A 17252-nucleotide genomic window follows, 5' to 3' on the forward strand; every position below is an offset into this window, starting at 1 on the left:
CGGCCGCAGTCAGCCGAAGAGGCGGGCGAGGCGGTGGAACGTGCCAGGCAGCAGACCCTGCAGCCGAGCGGGCGCGGTGAGCCATTTCGGGACGAACACCTCTTCCGCGTCCCGTTCCACGCCGCGCACCAGCGCCTCGGCCACTTCGCGCGGGCTGACCATGCGTGGGAAGCGGCGGTCGTAGCGGCGCCCGGCGAAGAAGGGCGTGCGGACCGCGCCGGGGAACACTGTGGTCACGCCGACCCCGTCGCAGTAGCGGAGGCTCGCGCCGAAGGCCCGCAAGCCCGCTTTGGTCGCCGAGTAGACGGCCTCGCCGGGCACGCCCACCACGGCGATCGAGGCGACGAACACGACGTGCCCGCACCGCCGCCGCAGGTCGGGGAGCGCCGCGCGGGTCAGCAGCATCGGCGCGGTCAGGTTCACCGCCGTCAGCGCCCCGATCCGCTCTGGCGGCATCGCGCTCAGGTCTCCGGCCCAGCCGATGCCCGCGCCGTGCACCAGCAGATCGACTTCGCGGGCGGCCGCGGCGGCCCGGTCGAGCCCAGCAGGATCGGTCAGGTCGGCGGGCACCGGTTCCCCACCTGTGCGCCCGGCGACCTCGGCAAGCCGGTGCTCGTCGCGGCCGACCAGCAGGACCCGGCATCCGCGGGAGCTCAGCTCAGCGGCGGTCGCCGCGCCGATGCCCGAGGACGCGCCCGTCACCAGCGCGGTGCGCCCGCGCACCGTCAGCCCCATGACGAATCCGTCGTGCCGTCGTTGCGCTGGTGTTCCTCCATCGCCCGGCGCAGCTGCTCGCCCCGGCGGGTAAGTACCACGATCCCGCCGATGATCACCACGACGGAGATCACCTCACCGGCCAAGATCGCGGGAGAGTACTCGATGCGCTCGCCCAGCCAGTTCACTCCGATCGCGGCCGCCACCAACGGGTCCACCGTGGTGATCACGGCCAGCGCGGGCGACATCAACCGGCCCCGCTGGAAGGTCTGCTGGCTTAGCAGGAACCCCATCGGCCCGATCACGCACACCGCGTACAGCGACCAGTGGTGGAACGGCTCGGCGAGCCCGCCGCTGCGGAAGTGCCCGGCCACGACCTTGATCAAACCGGCGGTCACCCCGTAGAACACGCCGGTGGCCACTGCCATGCCGATCACCCCGATCTCGCCGGGCAGCCACCGCGCGGCCAGCAGTGAGACCACTATGAGCAGCCCGAGCGCCAGCGCCAACGGCAGTATCGACGCCCCGGTGAACTCGTTGCCCTGCCCGGACGGCCGCCCCAGCACCAGGAACGCGGACAGGCCGCCGACGCAGGCCAGCCCGCCCAGCGCCAGCACCAGGTCCATCTTGCGGTGTGCCAGCCATGCCGCGAACGCCGCGCCGAAGAGCACCGAGGTCACCAGCAACGGCTGCACCAGCACCAGCGGTCCGAAGGCCAGCGCCACCACCTGCAGCGACAGCCCGATGATCACGGTGCCGATGCTGAGCACCCAGATCGGCTTGCGCACGAGATCGAACAGCAAGCGGGGGCTCAGCGTGCGCACCTTCGGCACCTGCTTGGTGACGCGGTGCTGGATCGCGCTGGCCAGCCCGAAGCTGGCCGCGCCTAGGACGGCCGCCGGAACGGCCACGACGAGCACGGTGCCCTGCGCGCTCACCGCCGGTCTCCTCGCAGTTCGGCGAAGGCATCGCGGAGGTGACCGGCGAGCTCGGTGGCCTCCGGCGCCAGCCCGGTGTCGGTGGTGATCCCGAATCCGATCCGCTCGCCCCAGCTGACAGCGCCGATCGCCACGCCCACGCCGTCTGCCAGCGACAGCACCGGCACTACCCCCGCGATGAGCGTCTGGCCGAGGTGGGTCGGACGACGCTGTCCCGGCATCACGGACACCACGGCGTTGAAGAAGCGACGCTGGTAAATCTGCCGCACGACCCAAGCGTGCAGCGGCGCGGGCAGCACGCCAAGTGCCGCGAGCACGGCACTGGCAGCGGCGGGCTGGCCGGTGTGGCCCCGCTCGGCGAGTCCGGCGGTGACCTCGACGAGGCGGCGAGCTGGTGGCATCGGCCCGACCGGCAGGTCGAGCGATAGCGAAACGGTGTGGTTGCCGGGAGCGCCGGTGCCCGTGCCGCCCCGCCCGGTGCGCGTGGTGCGCGGCAACATGATCCGGAACCGCTGGCCCGGTGTGGTGTCTCCGAGCGTCCGGTGCAGCGCCTCGGCCACCATGCCGAGTAGGAACGCCGTGCCGCTCACCCCGTACGCGCGTGCGCAGCCGCGCACTTCGGCGGCCGGGAGCTCGACGTCCGCGTACGACCGGTTCGGCGTGCTGCGCCCTGCCAGGCGGCTGCTCGGCGCGGGTCCGGCCCCGGCCAGGCTCACCAATCCGCGTGCGACCTTCCCGGCCCGGCGGTACCACGGCTGGTCGGCGCGGCTCGGCGATGTCGCCGGGGGCGGGCCGTCGCTGAGCAACCGCAGCAGCGTGCTGGTCACCGCGACACCGTCGCCCAGCGCGTGGTGCATCTTCGCCAGCAACGAGGCGTGGCCGGTGCCGACGTCGTTGAGCAGCAGCAGCTCCCAGGGTGGCCGGTCGGTGCGAACCGCGGTGCCGAAGAACTCCTCGATGACAGGGGCAGCGCTCTGCTCGCTGTTCAGCTCGCGGCACCGCAGGTGATCATCGATGTCGAACGCGGCGCTGTGAATCCATTGTGGCCGACGACCGCGTCGAACGATCAGCCGCCGGGTCAGCATCGGCAATCCCGAGGCACGTTGGGAGATTCGCTGACCGATTTCTTTGCAGAGGTCCGATGTGGACCGCGGCGGGCCTTCCATGCGCAGGATCGCGCCGGTGTGCTGGAATACGATCGGAGTGGTGGCGTACACGAAGAACGCGTCCTGCGGACGCAGCGGGCGGCGACCGTGGTGGCGAGGCAGGTGCGCCAGCGCGGCCACCTGTTCGGTGAAGTCGGCGACCTGGCTGTGCTTGAGGGCCCGGTGTTCCCGCTTCGCGAGCTCGTCCGGCTCGGCCGCCCAGCGGCGCAACGTCCCGGTCAGATCGGGCTCCCGCGGGCACAGCTCGGCCAGTTCGGCGTCGGCCATCAGTTCGGCGTTCGCACGCCCGTGCCCGGCGATCGGTTCGAACATCACCACGGCGCGCCCGCAGGCCAGCGCCTCCAGCGCCGTGGCCCCGCCCGCGTTAGTCACCACCACATCCGCGGTGGCAGTCAAACCGGGCATGTCATCGACCCAGCCCAGCGCGACGATCCGATCGTTCGCGCGGTCGGTGAAGCGCCGTCGCAGGGCAGTGTTGCGACCGCAGACCACGACAACGCGGTCGACTCCCTCGGCCAGCAACGCCGCATCCACCGCGCGCTCGACGGAACCGAACCCGAACGAGCCGCACGAGATCAGCACCGTGAAACCGTATTCCGGGAGCCCGAACGACCGCCGCGCGGTGGCCCGGTCGGCGGGCCGGAACGACGACACGACCGGCGGCACGCAGACCGCGCCGACGGCGTCTGGTTCCGCCCGCCGCATCGCCCGCAGGCTCGCCTCGCTCATCACGTAGTGCAGGTCGACCTCGGGGTAGACCCAGAACGGGTGCGGCGAGAAGTCCGACACGACCGCCGCCACCGGCACGTTCAGGCCGCCCCGGCGGCGCAGCCAGTCGAGCCCGGCGGTGCCCAGCGGATAGGTCGAGACGATCAGGTCCGGGGCGTGCTCGGCGATGGCCCGGCGCAGCAGCCGCCCGCTCCACGCGCCGACGAACCGGCGGGAGGCGTTGGCGAACCAGCGGTAGCGCCACAGCGACTCGTAGAAGAAGTCGTAGAGCCACGGCGTTGATTCGACGTTGGTGACGTAGATCCAGTTGAACGTCGCGGGCACCCACCGGCCCATCGCGCGCAAGGCGTCCAACCAGGCGATCTCGCACTCCGGCCACACCTGCCGGGCCGCCTCCTCGACGGCGCGGGCGGTTGCGTTGTGGCCCTCTCCGATGGTGGCGCTGATCAATAGCACTCGACGCGGCTGGACCGTCACCAGGCTGGATCCTTTCGCCCGATCCGTGCCTTCGCAGGCTAACGTGATCGACCGGGATCGGCTGGCCGAGCGGCCAGGCCCAGCGATGTCCGAAGTGGACGCCCGCAGGCGCCACAGTGGATCCTGGGTTCAGTCCGCGGGCAGCAGCGGGCCGTGGCTGCCGACGAGCCGGACGGTGCCGTCGGTGAGGCGGTAGGAGAGCCCGGCGATCGCGCAGCGACCCTCGGCCACCGCGTTGGCCAGCAGCGCGGAGCGCTCCAGCATCAGGTCACCGGTGCGCCGGATGTGCACGTCCACGATGTCGTCGACCTCGGTGACGCCGCTGGCGCGGGCGGCCAGCACGCTCGGCGTCACCCGCTCCACGACGTCGCGGATGTAGCCGTGCGGCGCGGTGCCTTCAATGCACGCTTCCCGCGCGGCCGTGACCGCTCCGCAGGAGTCGTGCCCGAGCACCACGACCAAGGGCGCGTCGAGCACGCCGACGCCGTATTCGATGCTGCCGAGCACCTCGGAGCCGATGACGTGCCCCGCCGTGCGGACCACGAACAGGTCGCCGAGCCCCTGGTCGAAGATGATCTCGGCGGCCAGCCGTGAGTCGGAGCAGCCGAAGAGGACCGCGAAGGGCCGCTGCGCTGGAGCCAGGGCGGCGCGGTGGTCGGCGTCCTGATTGGGGTGCAGGCGCGTGTTGTCGACGAACCTGCGGTTGCCTCCCAGTAGTACTTCGTAGGCTTCGGCGGGCGAGGACGGCGGATTCGACATGCCGAAAAAACTACCGCACGCAGGTTCGAAGCGATGCTGCCCAAACCCCCATATGGGCGACGTCACGTCGGCCGCGCGGTGCAAGCAAGAGGTGCGATGTAACGCGTGATACATTCATCCTCGTGACGGAGGATCAGGTGATGAGGTGGCTGGTTCTCGTCGTGCGGCTGCCCGCGCAGCCGTCGCGGCACCGCGTGGCGGTGTGGCGGGAGTTGCGCCGGGTCGGGGCGCTCTCGCTGGGTCAGGGCACCTGGACGCTGCCGGACGTGCCTGGCGTCGCCGTCGGCGTGGCGCGGGCCATCGAGCTCGCCGAGCGGGGCTCCGGTGAGGTCGTGGTGCTGGCTGCCACGGGGCGCGACGAACCCGATTCGGCGCGGCTGACGGAGATGTTCACGGCCGAGCGGCAGGAGGAGTGGGTGGAGTTCCTGGCCGACTGCGGCAAATTCGATGCCGAGATCGACAAGGAACTGCGCAACGGCAAGCTGACCATGGCCGAGCTGGAAGAGGAGGAGCAGAGCCTGGAGCGGCTGCGCCGTTGGTACCGCGAGCTCAAGGCGCGCGACGTGTTCGGCGCCCCGGCGGCCGCCGAGGCCCAGCAGCAATTGCAGCACTGCGCCGACCGGTTGGCCGACTACACCGAGCAGGTCTTCCAAGCACTGCACCAGATGTGAACAAACGCGCCGAAGTGGACGACGAGGAGGTGGCCGGATGTCCGGCACCGAGCCGGTGACCGGTCAACGCGCCGGGCAGGTTCTCCCGCTGTACGCGGCCGGATTCGTGACCGCCTTCGGCGCGCACAGCATCGCCGCCGGGCTGGGCGCCTACACGGGTTTCGCGTCCCTGCTGGCATTGGGGCTGCTGCTGGCCGTCTACGACGGCGCCGAAGTGGTTCTCAAGCCGGTCTTCGGCGCGGTCACCGACCGGATCGGCCCGCGACCGGTGCTGTTCGGCGGACTGCTCGCGTTCGCGGCGGCTTCGGCGGCGTTCGTCCTCGCCGGTGACCCGGCTGCGGTCGGCCTCGCGCGCTTCGGCCAGGGCGCGGCGGCCGCCGCGTTCTCCCCGGCCGCGGGGGCGCTGGTCGCCCGGCTGGCGCCGGACTCCCAGCACGGCCGCGCCTTCGGCAGCTACGGCGCCTGGAAGGGCCTCGGATACACCCTCGGCCCGGTCCTCGGCGGCGTCCTGATCACCTTCGGCGGGTTCGACCTGCTCTTCGGCATGCTCGCCGGGCTCGCGCTCGCGGTGCTCGCGTGGGCGGTGCTTGCCGTGCCAGCGGTGCCGCCCCTGCCGCGGACCCGTCAAACCCTGTTCGACCTGGCCCGCCGGTTGGCCGCTCCGGGGTTCCTGCGGCCGACTGCGGCGCTTGCGGGCGCGACGGCGGCGCTGGCGGTGGGCGTCGGGTTCCTGCCGGTGGTGGGCGCAGCCGGTGGGCTGGGTCCGTTGGCAACCGGCGCGGCGGTGTCGGCGCTCGCGGCGACCGCGGCATTGGTGCAGCCATGGGTCGGCCGAGCGCGCGACGCGGGGCGGCTGCCCGATGTGCCCGGCATGGCTGGCGGCCTAGCGGTCGCGGTGGTCGGGTTGCTCACGGCCGCAGTCGTTCCCGGGTTGCTGGGGGTCCTCGTGGCCGCTGTGGCGATCGGTTTCGGCACCGGGGTCGTGACGCCGTTGGGTTTCGCGCACCTGGCCGCCTCGACGCCGCGGGAGCGGCTTGGCCAGACGATGGGATCGGCGGAGGTCGGGCGCGAACTGGGCGACGCGGGTGGCCCGCTGCTGGTCGGAGTGCTCGCCGCCGCTGCCTCCCTGGGGTGGGGCCTGTCCGGTCTGGCGGTCGCCCTGTCGGTGCTGGTCGTGGCGTTGTGGGTGGGTGCCGCGGCCCGCCGGTGAGCGGTTTTTGATCTCGCGACTGCCGCCGTCGCGGCGTATCGTTGTGCAGCGGTGATTCGTTTCCGGACCTCGGCGAGGAGTGGATGTCGGGGCCGATGAGCGATTGGCCGCGGGGCACGGGATGCTCGCTTGGTGTCCGGAGTACGGACATGCCCTCGCGAACACCCGACAACCGGGCGGCTCCCGCTCCGTGCGCGGCGCGGTGGCCACCGGCTGGCGGTTTTGTTCACTGGGGGTAGCCACCAGTCGAGCTGGTCGGTGGTGAGACGGGCGAGGGGGCCGCCTCACCACCGGCGCTTCCCGGTCAGTTAACGCAGGGGACGCCGTTGGCGGTGATCGAGACCGGGGTAGAACCGGTGTTCTGCTGCCGGTGCGAGCCGTCGAGCTGCACGGCGCGCGGCGGCGCGAAGCCAGGCGCGGCGGGCCCGTGGTAGTCGCCACCGATGACCACCTGTACCCGGCCGTGGTGCATGGACTCGTCGGACTCGATCGGCAGGCCCCCCAGCAGCGCCGCGATCCGGTTGGCGTCAGCGTCGCCCTCCGGGCCGTGGCGCACCACGGACTTGGTCCGCGCTGACGCGTTGCCTATCTGGCCCACCTGCTCGCCCAGGTTGGCGAGCTCGGTCCGCACGCGCTGGGCCAGCCCTGGTGTCTTCGTCGCGTTCAGCACGTCCACACTCGCGGCCGTGAACTGGGACTTCGTTTCGCCGGGCTGCCCGGCTTCGGCCGCCGACGGGTCGATCGTGCTGCTGATCGCGGCCTTCACCTTGCGGGGATCGACCAGGATGGCGTCGCCGTCCTCCGGGGTCTGGTAGTCGGCGTTCTCGATGGGGATGGTGGTGAACCGGACCGCGCCGCCGGCCAGTCCGCGCAGCCGGTCGGCGAACGCCAGCACGTCCCAATCCCGGTCCAGCACCACGGATTCCTGCAGCGACCCGATCAGTTCGCGCAGCCGAGACGGGTTTGCCAGCACACCGCCGGAGAGCACCGATTGCGTGAGCCCGGCCAGGAAGGCCTGCTGGCGCACGACGCGGTCGAGGTCGCCGCGCGGCAGCCCGTGCCGCTGGCGAACGAACGCGAGCGCGTCCGGGCCGGAGATCGTCTGTGGCCCGGCTGGGAAGTTCGCGCCCGAGTAGGAGTCCCGGGCGGGCGCCAGCAAGCACACCGGGACGCCGCCGACGGCCTCCGTGATCCGCGCGAAGCCGAGCAGGTTGACCTCGGCGTAGTGGTCGACCGACACGCCGGTCAGCTGCTCGACGGTGCGCACCAGCAGCTTCCGCCCGGCGTCTGCGCCGAGCCGCGCCAGCTCCGCGGGGTCGGCGGTGCCGCGCTTGGTCTGCGCCGCGATGGCGTCGTCCTTGCCCCTGCCATAAGCGGAATTGATCTTGTGGCGGCCGAAGCCCGGGATCTGCACGTAGGCGTCGCGGGGGAAGGAGAACCCGACGGCGCTGGATCCGTCGTTGGGGATGTGCAGCAAGATGATCGTGTCGGTCAGCGCCGCGTCGTTGGCCCCGGCGTGCAACTCCCGGAGCAGGTTCTCGGGCAGCGGGTTGCCGTGCGCGTCGGTTCGGCTGTCCATGCCGACCAGCAGGATGTCGGTCGCCCCGTCGGCCCCGGCCCCGTCGGTGACGTCGCTGGTCGCGAGGCCATCGAGCAGGTGCCGGTAGTTGGACCACGCATATCCCGTCACCACCAGGACAATCACGGACAGCACGCTCACCGCGGCACGAGCGCTGGCGCGGGCGCGGTCTGCCGACCGGCTGCCGGCCGGCGGTGGGCCCGGTGTGGTGGGCCGGCGGCTCGCGGGCCGGCGGGCGGCCGCTCGGGCGTTGCGGTGCGGTGGCACGGGTACCTCCGGCGGGTGTGCCCCAGGCGTTGCTCGGACCTCGGTGACACCTTCAGCATCCCACCCACCAGGGCATTCAGCAGATCATCCGATAGCGGATGATCTGACGACTCACGGTAACAGATGTTTTCGTCCACTGCGGACGGTTCGAAAGGCCACAGTGGATTTTTCGGTCAGCCCTGGGGCTCGCCGCGAGTCGGTCCGCTGGGAAGGTCCCCCTGCCGGATGCGGTAGACCTGCAGCGAGGTGTCGTAGTACTTGGTGGTTTCGCCGACCCATTCCATGCCGATGCGTTCGGCGGTGGCGATGGCGCGGGTGTTGTCCGGCAGCGCCAGGCCGAAGACCGCGTCGATGTCGAAGGTGAACGCCCAGCGCAGCAGCGCGGAGGCGGCTTCGGCGGCGTAGCCGTGGCCCCAGGCCTCCGGGCGCAGTTGCCAGGTCAGCTCCAGGTCGTGGTCGTACGGCGGGAGCATCCGCAGCACCAGCCCGCCGACTACCACGTCGTCCGACCGGCGCTGCATCGCCCACCGCCCGGTGGGCGGCACCAGGTTCGGCTGCGACTCGATCCAGGCGTGCACGACGGCGCGCATCGCGGCGAGATCGGCGACGTTGGCGACGACCGGCGTGAGCCACTCGGTTACCTCCGGGCGGCCGTAGAGCGCGAGCGCGGCCTGCACGTCGCTGTCGCTGGTGGTCCACTCGCGCACGATCAGGCGGTCGGTTGTCAGGAGAGGCTGCATGGCGATCCTCGCCTTCGGCGACGCTGGGGGAGGCACTGCTGATTCTAGTTCGCGCACGTCGGTGGATATTTTGTTGATTACACCTATTACTTCAGTCTTGATTGAAATTAATGGAAGGGACGCGGCATCGACCGGTGAGTCGGCGACCCCGCAGCGCCGCGACAATCGCGTCCCGGCCGTCGGTGGTGCCCCCGCCGTGGCTGCCCATCGTGGGCACCACGAACGGCTCGCCACGCGGCGAACCGCTGTTGGGTGCTGCGGCGACGCCACTTGCTAGACGCGGGTGCTGCGGGTGCTGATCCGGGGCGTGGCCGATCGCTGCGGGCGCGCTGCTGCTGGGCATCCTCGTGGTAGGTCGCATCGTGGTGACCAGCGCGGTGGACAGCGTCGACGTGCGGCTCGTCCGCTACGGCTATCCATCCGCCACGGGCTATCCATCCGGCCACGGCTCGGCGATTCGGAGGCAGCACGATGCTGAGGCCGCCGAGCGCTACCGCGCCATCTGGCTCGGCAGTTGCCCACAGCGCCGGATCGTCGTTCACCACGATCAGGTGCACCGCAACGGCCAACCGCGTCGCCTCGGCGGTTGCCCACAACGACGCCTGCGCGGACGATTCCGAACCGTCGACTCCCGCCACGACCGAGTGCTTCGTCCTGGCCATCCAACCGCCCCTCACCACCACCATGCGCATCCGGCAGCGCGCGGTAGTAGGGCCGATGGGACCCGCTCCGACGCACCCGAACGGAGGCTTTCCGACCAGCACATTTAGTATCGGATGGTGTCCGATGAGCTGACTCCCGCAGCGATCTTCCGCGCCGGTACCCGCCTGCGGCAGGTGGTCCGACGTACTCCGTTGGAAACGAGCAGCCGTCTGACCGGCGAACTTGGCGTCCCGGTTCGGTTCAAGCGGGAGGATCTGCAGGCCTGCCGCTCCTACAAGGTGCGCGGCGCGTACAACCTGATCTCCTCGCTCGACGCGGGCGAGCGAGAGCGCGGGGTGGTGTGCGCGAGCGCTGGCAACCACGCGCAGGGCGTGGCGTTCGCCTGCCGCGAGCTGAAGATCAAGGGCCGGGTGCACCTGCCGGCGAACACGCCTCGGCAGAAGCGTCGGCGCATCGCCGAGATCGGCGGCGAATGGATCGAGCCGGTGATCACGGGCAGCTCCTTCGACGAGGCCAGCGCGGCGTCCAAAGAGGACAGCGAGCGCACCGGTGCGGTCTACGTGCACCCCTTCGACGACCCGCGGACCATCGCCGGGCAGGGCACGGTCGGACTGGAGATCGCAGAGCAGCATGACGGCCCGATCGACACCGTGATCGTCCCGGTCGGCGGCGGCGGGCTGCTGGCCGGCGTGGTGCTGTGGCTCAAGGAGCACTTCCCCGATGTGCGGGTGATCGGGGCCGAGCCGGCCGGGGCGGCCAGCATGCGCGCCGCGCTGGACCATGGCGGGCCGATCGCTCTGCCGTCAGTGGACACTTTCGTCGACGGCGCCGCGGTCGGGCGCGTCGGCGACGCCGGCTTCCGCGTGGTGCGCGAACTGGTCGACGAACTGGTGGCGGTGCCCGAAGGCGCGGTGTGCACAGAGATGATCGGGCTGTACCAGACCGAGGGGATCATCGCCGAGCCCGCCGGGGCGCTGGCCAGCGCGGCGGCCCGGCTGCCGCTGAGGCGCCCGCCCCAGGGACCGGTGGTGTGCGTGGTTTCCGGCGGCAACAACGACCTCAGCCGCTACGGCGAGGTCGTCGAACGCTCGTTGGTACATGAAGGACTCCGGCACTACTTCCTGGTCACGTTCCCGCAGGAACCGGGAGCGCTGCGGCACTTCCTGGACGATGTGCTCGACGACGGACAGGACATCGTCGCGTTCGAGTATGTGAAGAAGAACAACAGGGAGACAGGCCCGGCGCTGGTCGGCATCGAGCTTGACCGCTCCGACGAACTGGACGGTCTCCTGACGCGGATGAAGGGCTCTCCGCTGCAGATCGAGCAGGTCTCCCCAGGCTCCCCGCTGTTCTCGTTCCTGGTCTGACCTGACTGTTCCAAGCTTGCCCTGCGTGGCGGTGCGGGTAAGGGCAGGCCGAGGACGAAGTTAGCGATCTTGCCCTTCGGACCGTCCTCGATCGCCATCAGCAGCGCCGGGTCGACGATCTGGCCCCAGTTGTTGCCGGGCTCGCCGGGGAAGCCCAGCTGCGTTGTGAGGATCGGCTGGTTGGGCGCCCGGAGCTTGACGTGGTAGTGCCGCGTGCGGCCCGGATACAGCCCGGCCACGAGGGTGTCGAGCCGGCAGCGGCCCTGGGCGTCGGTGAACTGGTGGCCGCCGTGGCCGGAATCCGGTGTCGTCGTACACTCCGGCATCGTCGGCCTGCCAGAATTCCAGGGTGCCTCGACCGCGGAAAGCATGAACCCGGGTAGGCAATGGCATTACGGCGCAAGGGAGAAAGTCGTTCGGGTAGGTGCTACGCCGTTAGGCGTTGGTCGCCGGCAGGCTGATGGTGAAGGTCGTGCCCGCGCCCACTGTGCTGTGCACCGAGATGCCGCCGTCGTGCACGTCCACGAGGTGGTGGGTGATCGCCAAGCCGAGGCCGCTGCCGCCGCCGTGCCGGTTGCGGGACTTGTCCGCCCGCCAGAAGCGGTCGAACACGTGCGGCAGCGAATCCGGGTCGATCCCGACGCCGGTGTCGGCCACGTCGATCAGCACTTCGCCGCCGGCGCGCCGAGCCCACAGCGTGACCTGGCCGCCCGACGGCGTGTAGCGCAGCGCATTGGAAACGAGGTTGCCCAGCGCCTGGCGAAGCCTGGTCGGGTCGGCGGTGAGGTCGGGGTCGTCGTCGACTGCGACGGTCAGCTCGACGCCGCCCGCGTCGGCCCGGCCCCGGTGCGCAGCGGCGACCTGAGCCAGGATCGCGCCGACGTGCACGGGTTCCGGGTACACGCGGAGCTTTCCGGCATCGGCCAGAGCTAGGTCCTGTAGGTCGTCGATCAGGTGCTGCAACAGCAGGGTTTCCTCCAGCAGCGAGGCCACCAGCGGTTGGTCTAGGGTCGCCACGCCGTCCTGGGCGGCTTCCAGCCAGCCGCGGACGTTCACCAGCGGGGTGCGCAGTTCGTGCGCGATGTCGCTGACCATCGTCTTGCGTTGCTGCTCGGTGCGCTCGACCTGCGCGGACATCGCGTTGAACGCGGCCGCGAGCTCCCCGATCTCGCCGCGCGCCTTGGTGTCCACCCGCGCGGACCGGTCGCCGGCGCCCATCTTCCGCGCCGCGGCGCTGATCGCGTCGATGGGGCGGACCAGGCGGTTGGCGGCGAGCGCAGTCAGGCCGACCGTCAGCACCAACACCACCAGGGCGGTCCACGCGATCCGCGAAGCACCCACAGTGGACAGATCGGTCGGGGCGTTGTTCCCGCCGGGCCTGGTGATGAACAGTTGTGCGGTGGGGGAGACGTAGGGGCCGAGTTGCTCGCGGCGCCCAGCGTCCACACAGCGCTTGGAGTCCGAGTCCGCGCGCAGTTCGTCCGGCGAGCTCACCGAGACCGCCTCGGCGGCCAGCGGCTCCATTCCCTGCCTGGTCAGGCAGGCGTTGACCAGGGACAGCAGTTCGGAGTTCGCCTTGCGCTCGGTTTCGGTCAACTCCAACGGCGCGGTGCAGGACTCCGCCGGTGTGGTGGACGGGGCCTGGGTACTGGGCGGAGCGGGGGCGGTTCTGGGCTTGGCGGGAGCGACGCTGGGCGGGGCGGGTGGTGTGGGGGTGCTCGTCGGCTCCTGTTCGGCCCTCCTGGTCCTCGCTGCGGACTCATTGTCCGCGGTGAGCTGGACGTCCGGGCGCCCGTTGGGGCGTTCGACGATCGTGCCGTCGCTGCCGGTCAGCTGCAGGCACGTCAACTGCCGCTGCGCGGATTGGCGCAGCGAGTCGCGCTCGGTGTCGGTCAGCCGGTACGGGCCGACGGCGCGCGAGTCGATGCCGGAGGTTGACGCATCGGGTTTTAGGACCGGGTCGACGGCGAGTGGATCGACCACCGCGGACGGCGTTTCCGGCGGCGGAGCGTCCTGCGGACCGCCGGAGTCGGCGATCGGTGCCCGCGTCGAGGTCGTCAGCGTGATGCGCCGCCCGGTCTGCGTGGACAGGTCCGCCACCACCCGCTGGACCCCGGACCACTGCGGATGCGTGGCCGCGTAGCCGAGCAGCGAGTCGTAGATCTTGGCGTCGGTGGCGAGGGTTTCGCCAAGCTCCTGATTGATCGCGCCGCTGGTGCTCTGCGCGGCCAGCCACGCGGTGGCACCGATCGAGCCGATGGCCACGACCACCGACATCGCCAGCAGCCGGGCGAGCAAGCTATGCCGGCGTGCCATCGGCGGAGATGTCCTGGAGCTTGTAGCCGACGCCGTAGACGGTGAGCAGGTGCACCGGTCTTCGCGGATCCGGTTCGAGCTTGCGGCGCAGGTTCATCACGTGCACGTCGACGGTGCGTTCGGTGACGAACTTGTCCATGCCGAAGGCCTGGCTGAGCAGTTGCCCGCGGGTGAAGACGCGGCCGGGTTCGGCGGCCATAACCGCGAGCATCCGGAACTCCGCGGGGGTGCAGTCCAGCGAGGTGCCGCCGAGCGTGACCTCGTGGCGCTGCTGGTCCACCACCAGGTCCCCGACACGCAACTGCTGCTGCCCGCCGTCCTGGGCGCGGCGGGTCCGGCGCAGGATCGCGCGGATCCGGGCCGCGAGCTGCCGAGGGCTGTAGGGCTTGGTCACGTAGTCGTCGGCGCCGAGGTCCAGGCCGAGCAGCACGTCGTCCTCCGTGGTCCGCGCGGTGAGCAGCACGATCGGGACGTCCGATTCGGCCCGCAGGACGCGGCACACGTCCAGGCCGTCGACCTTGGGCATCATCACGTCGAGCACGATCAGATCGGGTTCGCGCCGCCGCGCTTCGTCGATCGCCGCGCGCCCGTCGTGCACGACGACCACGCGGTGGTTGTCGTGCTCCAGGTAGCGCCGGACCAGTTCGGCCTGTTTCGGATCGTCCTCTGCTACCAGCACTTGTGCGCTCACGTCGCGCATTATCGCTTTCCGCTGCCTGCAACGGTGATCAGCCCACGGCATCTTGACCGTGCCTGAACAGGATCTTCACATTTCAGCGGTGCGGCCGGAATCGAACGGGTTCTTCACATCAATTGGACGGGATCTTGAAAAGACCGCTCCATGCTGGTCGTCGTCTGGCACACCGGACGAACCGTCGAATGGAAGGAAGCAATCGATGAAGCTCGGTCGTACGTGCGCTGCCGCTGCCCTGCTCGGTGCGGCGGCGCTGCCGCTGGTGGCGCCGGTCAGCTGGGCCGACGATGCAGGTGCTGCTCCGGCGGTGGCGCAGCAGCGCACGGAGCCGCGCCCGGAGCCGACGCCGGGCGCGCGGCCCGCGGAGCCGACCCAGGCCGTAGCGCAGTCGACGCCGGGCGCGCGGCCCGCAGAGCAGTCGCCGCAGGAGCCCCAGGTTCGGCAGCGTCCGGTGGGCGCGCCGGAAACCGGTGGTGGGCCGGTGGAGTCTGGCTTCGACCCAGCGGTCCTCGGCGGCGCTGCCGCCGCCGTCGCCATCGCGGGTGGTGGTGTCGCGATGGTGCTGCGCCGTCGCCGCGCTGGCGCGAACTGAGGTCGGGGTGAGATGAACGTGCATCCCCGCGCGCGGGGAAACCGGGGCGGTCGCGGCAAGGTCGCGGCCGCCCTGGTCCTCGCGGCTCTGGCGCTGTCCGGCTGTTCCGCCGCCGGGCAATCCACCGACCTCGCCGCGCCCGCTTCCGCGCCGGTGCAGGCGACGTCGGTGTTGTCGCGATCGGAACCCGCGTGGATCGAGATTCCCCGCATCGGCGTGCGATCGTCGCTGGTCCCGCTCGGGCTCAACCCCGATCGGACGGTGGCCGTCCCATCCGTGCACCAGCCGATGCAGGCCGGTTGGTACCAGTACAGCCCCACGCCGGGGGAGACGGGACCGGCGGTGGTCCTCGGGCATGTCAACGGCGACGGCAGGGACGGTATCTTCGCGCGGCTGCACGAACTGCGGCCCGGCGACGAGATCCTCGTCGGCCGCCAGGACGGGCAGGTAGCCAGGTTCGTCGTTGAACGCTCGGCGCAGGAGCCGAAGACCGGGTTCCCCGCGGACGAGGTGTACGGCGACACCGCCGGACCGGAACTCCGGCTGATCACCTGCGGCGGTTCGTTCGACTACGGCAAGCGCAGCTACCGCGACAACATCATCGCGTTCGCCGTCCTCGCCGGTATCCACAAGGGATAGTCCACTGCGGTTGATCAGATCGGTTGGGCTCCGGTGCTCAGGAGAATCGCGACGTCGAGCAGGGCGACGAGGACGACCGCGTGGAACGCGGTGCGGGAACCCGGGCGGCGGCCCAGCAGGAGACCAGCGCCGAGCACGGCCGCCGCCAGCGGCAGGATCGCCCATGAAACGTCCACCAACGTCGCCGACGCGGCAAGGACCAGGCATGCGGCCACGGCGGTGCTCCGCACCGAGCCCAGGCGGTGCGGCAGGCCGCGGACTCCGGTGGCCGCATCATCCCCGAGGTCCGGCAGCACGTTCACGAAATGAGCGGCCGAACCCAGCAACGCCGCCGCGAGCACGAGCCAGACCGGCGGCGGCCCGCCGCTGCCGAACATCACGAACGCAGGCAGCAGCCCGAACGACAGCGCGTACGGGAACACCGAAAAGGGACTGGACTTCAAACCGAGGTCGTAGGCCCACGCGGACACCAGCGCGATGAGGTGCGCGACTGTCGCGGCGGCGCCGAACGGCAGCGACAGCACCACGGCCGCTGGAGCCGACACCAGCACGGCGACCAGCGCCGTCCCCCGGGAGATCGCGCCCGCCGCCACCGGCTTGCCCCGCCGCCCGACCCGGGCGTCCCGGTCGGCGTCCACCAGATCGTTGAGCCACCCGACGGACAGCTGCCCAGCCGACACCGCCGCCGCGGTCAGGGCCAAGCCGCCCGCATTGCGCCCGATGGTCACCGCGAGCCCGGTGGTGATCGCCGTTACGGCCAGCGTTGGCACCGGGTGCGAGGCCCGGAGCAGCGATGAAGCGGTTGCGAAGTGCCGCACCCGGCCGAGTGTGCCAGCCTGGAGCGCATGGCACGCTCCACCCGGACCGTGCGGCGCAACGATCCTCTGCTGTACGAGGTCTTCGCCGACCAGTGGTGGCAGCCGCGTGGTGTCTTCGCGATGTTGCACTGGCTCGCCGCTGCTCGCGGCGCGCTTGTCCCCACCGCACCGCACACCGGAGCGGTGCTGGTGGACCTCGGCTGCGGCGCAGGACTGCTGGCCCCGCACGTGGCGGGAAAGGGGTACTGGCACGTCGGTGTGGATCGGTCGCGGACCGCGTTGCGGCAGGCCGCCGAGCACGGGGTGCAGCCGGTCGCCGGGGATGTCCTCGCGGTCCCGCTGCCGGATGGGTGCGCGGATTGTGTGGTGGCAGGGGAGGTTTTGGAACACGTGGCCGATTTGCCCGCCGCGGTGGGGGAAGCCTGCCGGTTGCTGCGGCCCGGAGGCCTGCTGGTGCTCGACACGCTGGCGGCGACGGCCCTGTGCCGGGTGGTGGCGATCGGAATCGCCGAACGCGTGCCGCACATGGCAGCGCGCGGAGTGCACGATCCGGAGCTGCTGGTCGACCGCGGCGAGCTGATCGCCGAAGCGGCCCGGCACGGCGTCGCGCTGACCCTGCGCGGGGTGCGCCCGTCGCTGGTGGATTTGCTGACATGGGCCGCCGGCCGCGGGGGAGGCGTCCGGATGGTCCCGTTCTCGTCGACAGCGGTGCTGTTCCAGGGCGTCGGCCGGAAGAAGGGGTGAGAGTTGTTGTCGCTGTTCCCGGTCGTAGAACCGTTTTCACCGGCCGCCGCGCAGGAAGCGGCGCGCGAGCTAGTCCTTCATCAAGCGTGTCGGGTGGGTAGATCCGGCCTGAGGTAAGGCAAAGGCCTTATCCTGCTTGGGTTTGCGACTCCAACGCATCCCAAGAGGA

The 17252-nt window shown here is 71.0% G+C and carries 15 protein-coding genes; 6 read left to right on the forward strand and 9 right to left on the reverse strand.

The window, feature by feature from the left end:
• Positions 1-9 precede the first annotated feature (9 nt).
• The 4 genes from ACWDKQ_RS12060 to ACWDKQ_RS12075 form a co-directional block, all read right to left on the reverse strand.
• Positions 10-735: an SDR family NAD(P)-dependent oxidoreductase gene (locus ACWDKQ_RS12060; protein WP_450138766.1), complete on the reverse strand. Its 726-nt coding sequence runs from the start codon at positions 733-735 to the stop codon at positions 10-12.
• Positions 726-1652: a DMT family transporter gene (locus ACWDKQ_RS12065; RefSeq protein ID WP_450138767.1), complete on the reverse strand. Its 927-nt coding sequence runs from the start codon at positions 1650-1652 to the stop codon at positions 726-728. Before ACWDKQ_RS12065 ends, ACWDKQ_RS12060 begins: the two co-directional genes overlap by 10 nt.
• A complete protein-coding gene (locus tag ACWDKQ_RS12070; RefSeq protein WP_450138768.1) occupies positions 1649-4024 on the reverse strand; it encodes a wax ester/triacylglycerol synthase domain-containing protein in 2376 nt (791 codons plus the stop codon). Before ACWDKQ_RS12070 ends, ACWDKQ_RS12065 begins: the two co-directional genes overlap by 4 nt.
• 129 nt (positions 4025-4153) lie before the next feature.
• Positions 4154-4783 (reverse strand): carbonic anhydrase, encoded by a 630-nt coding sequence (locus ACWDKQ_RS12075; RefSeq protein ID WP_450138769.1) that lies wholly within the window; start codon positions 4781-4783, stop codon positions 4154-4156.
• Positions 4784-4923: 140 nt separating this feature from the next.
• On the opposite strand from ACWDKQ_RS12075, the gene ACWDKQ_RS12080 reads away from it, so the two are divergent.
• Both ACWDKQ_RS12080 and ACWDKQ_RS12085 read left to right on the forward strand, forming a co-directional pair.
• A complete protein-coding gene (locus ACWDKQ_RS12080) occupies positions 4924-5454 on the forward strand; it encodes a Chromate resistance protein ChrB (protein WP_450138770.1) in 531 nt (176 codons plus the stop codon).
• A 37-nt stretch (positions 5455-5491) separates the two neighbouring features.
• Entirely contained in the window at positions 5492-6664 is a 1173-nt protein-coding gene (locus ACWDKQ_RS12085; RefSeq protein ID WP_450138771.1) for an MFS transporter, read from the forward strand.
• A 304-nt stretch (positions 6665-6968) separates the two neighbouring features.
• Here ACWDKQ_RS12085 and ACWDKQ_RS12090 read toward each other — a convergent pair whose 3' ends face one another.
• Positions 6969-8384 (reverse strand): LCP family protein, encoded by a 1416-nt coding sequence (locus ACWDKQ_RS12090; protein WP_450138772.1) that lies wholly within the window; start codon positions 8382-8384, stop codon positions 6969-6971.
• 299 nt (positions 8385-8683) lie between these two features.
• Entirely contained in the window at positions 8684-9250 is a 567-nt protein-coding gene (locus ACWDKQ_RS12095; RefSeq protein WP_450138773.1) for a GNAT family N-acetyltransferase, read from the reverse strand.
• Between the two features lie 776 nt (positions 9251-10026).
• On the opposite strand from ACWDKQ_RS12095, the gene ilvA reads away from it, so the two are divergent.
• A complete protein-coding gene (ilvA, locus tag ACWDKQ_RS12100) occupies positions 10027-11280 on the forward strand; it encodes a threonine ammonia-lyase IlvA (RefSeq protein ID WP_450138774.1) in 1254 nt (417 codons plus the stop codon).
• Between the two features lie 435 nt (positions 11281-11715).
• Here the strand turns inward: ilvA and ACWDKQ_RS12105 are convergent, their stop codons facing one another.
• Positions 11716-13596: a sensor histidine kinase gene (locus ACWDKQ_RS12105; RefSeq protein WP_450138775.1), complete on the reverse strand. Its 1881-nt coding sequence runs from the start codon at positions 13594-13596 to the stop codon at positions 11716-11718.
• Positions 13580-14287 (reverse strand): response regulator, encoded by a 708-nt coding sequence (locus tag ACWDKQ_RS12110; RefSeq protein ID WP_450138783.1) that lies wholly within the window; start codon positions 14285-14287, stop codon positions 13580-13582. Before ACWDKQ_RS12110 ends, ACWDKQ_RS12105 begins: the two co-directional genes overlap by 17 nt.
• A gap of 205 nt (positions 14288-14492) precedes the next feature.
• Here ACWDKQ_RS12110 and ACWDKQ_RS12115 point away from each other — a divergent pair, with 205 nt between their 5' ends.
• Positions 14493-14882, forward strand: a complete 390-nt coding sequence (locus ACWDKQ_RS12115; RefSeq protein ID WP_450138776.1) for a hypothetical protein — start codon at positions 14493-14495, stop codon at positions 14880-14882.
• 12 nt (positions 14883-14894) lie between these two features.
• A complete protein-coding gene (locus ACWDKQ_RS12120; protein ID WP_450138777.1) occupies positions 14895-15521 on the forward strand; it encodes a class F sortase in 627 nt (208 codons plus the stop codon).
• Positions 15522-15535: 14 nt separating this feature from the next.
• Here ACWDKQ_RS12120 and ACWDKQ_RS12125 read toward each other — a convergent pair whose 3' ends face one another.
• Positions 15536-16339 (reverse strand): UbiA family prenyltransferase, encoded by an 804-nt coding sequence (locus tag ACWDKQ_RS12125; protein WP_450138778.1) that lies wholly within the window; start codon positions 16337-16339, stop codon positions 15536-15538.
• A gap of 27 nt (positions 16340-16366) precedes the next feature.
• Here ACWDKQ_RS12125 and ACWDKQ_RS12130 point away from each other — a divergent pair, with 27 nt between their 5' ends.
• The gene (locus tag ACWDKQ_RS12130) at positions 16367-17083 is read left to right on the forward strand and encodes a class I SAM-dependent methyltransferase (RefSeq protein ID WP_450138779.1); all 717 of its coding nucleotides are present in this window, start codon (positions 16367-16369) and stop codon (positions 17081-17083) included.
• The last annotated feature ends 169 nt before the right edge of the window (positions 17084-17252 follow it).

Source organism: Saccharopolyspora sp. NPDC000995, from assembly GCF_053599315.1.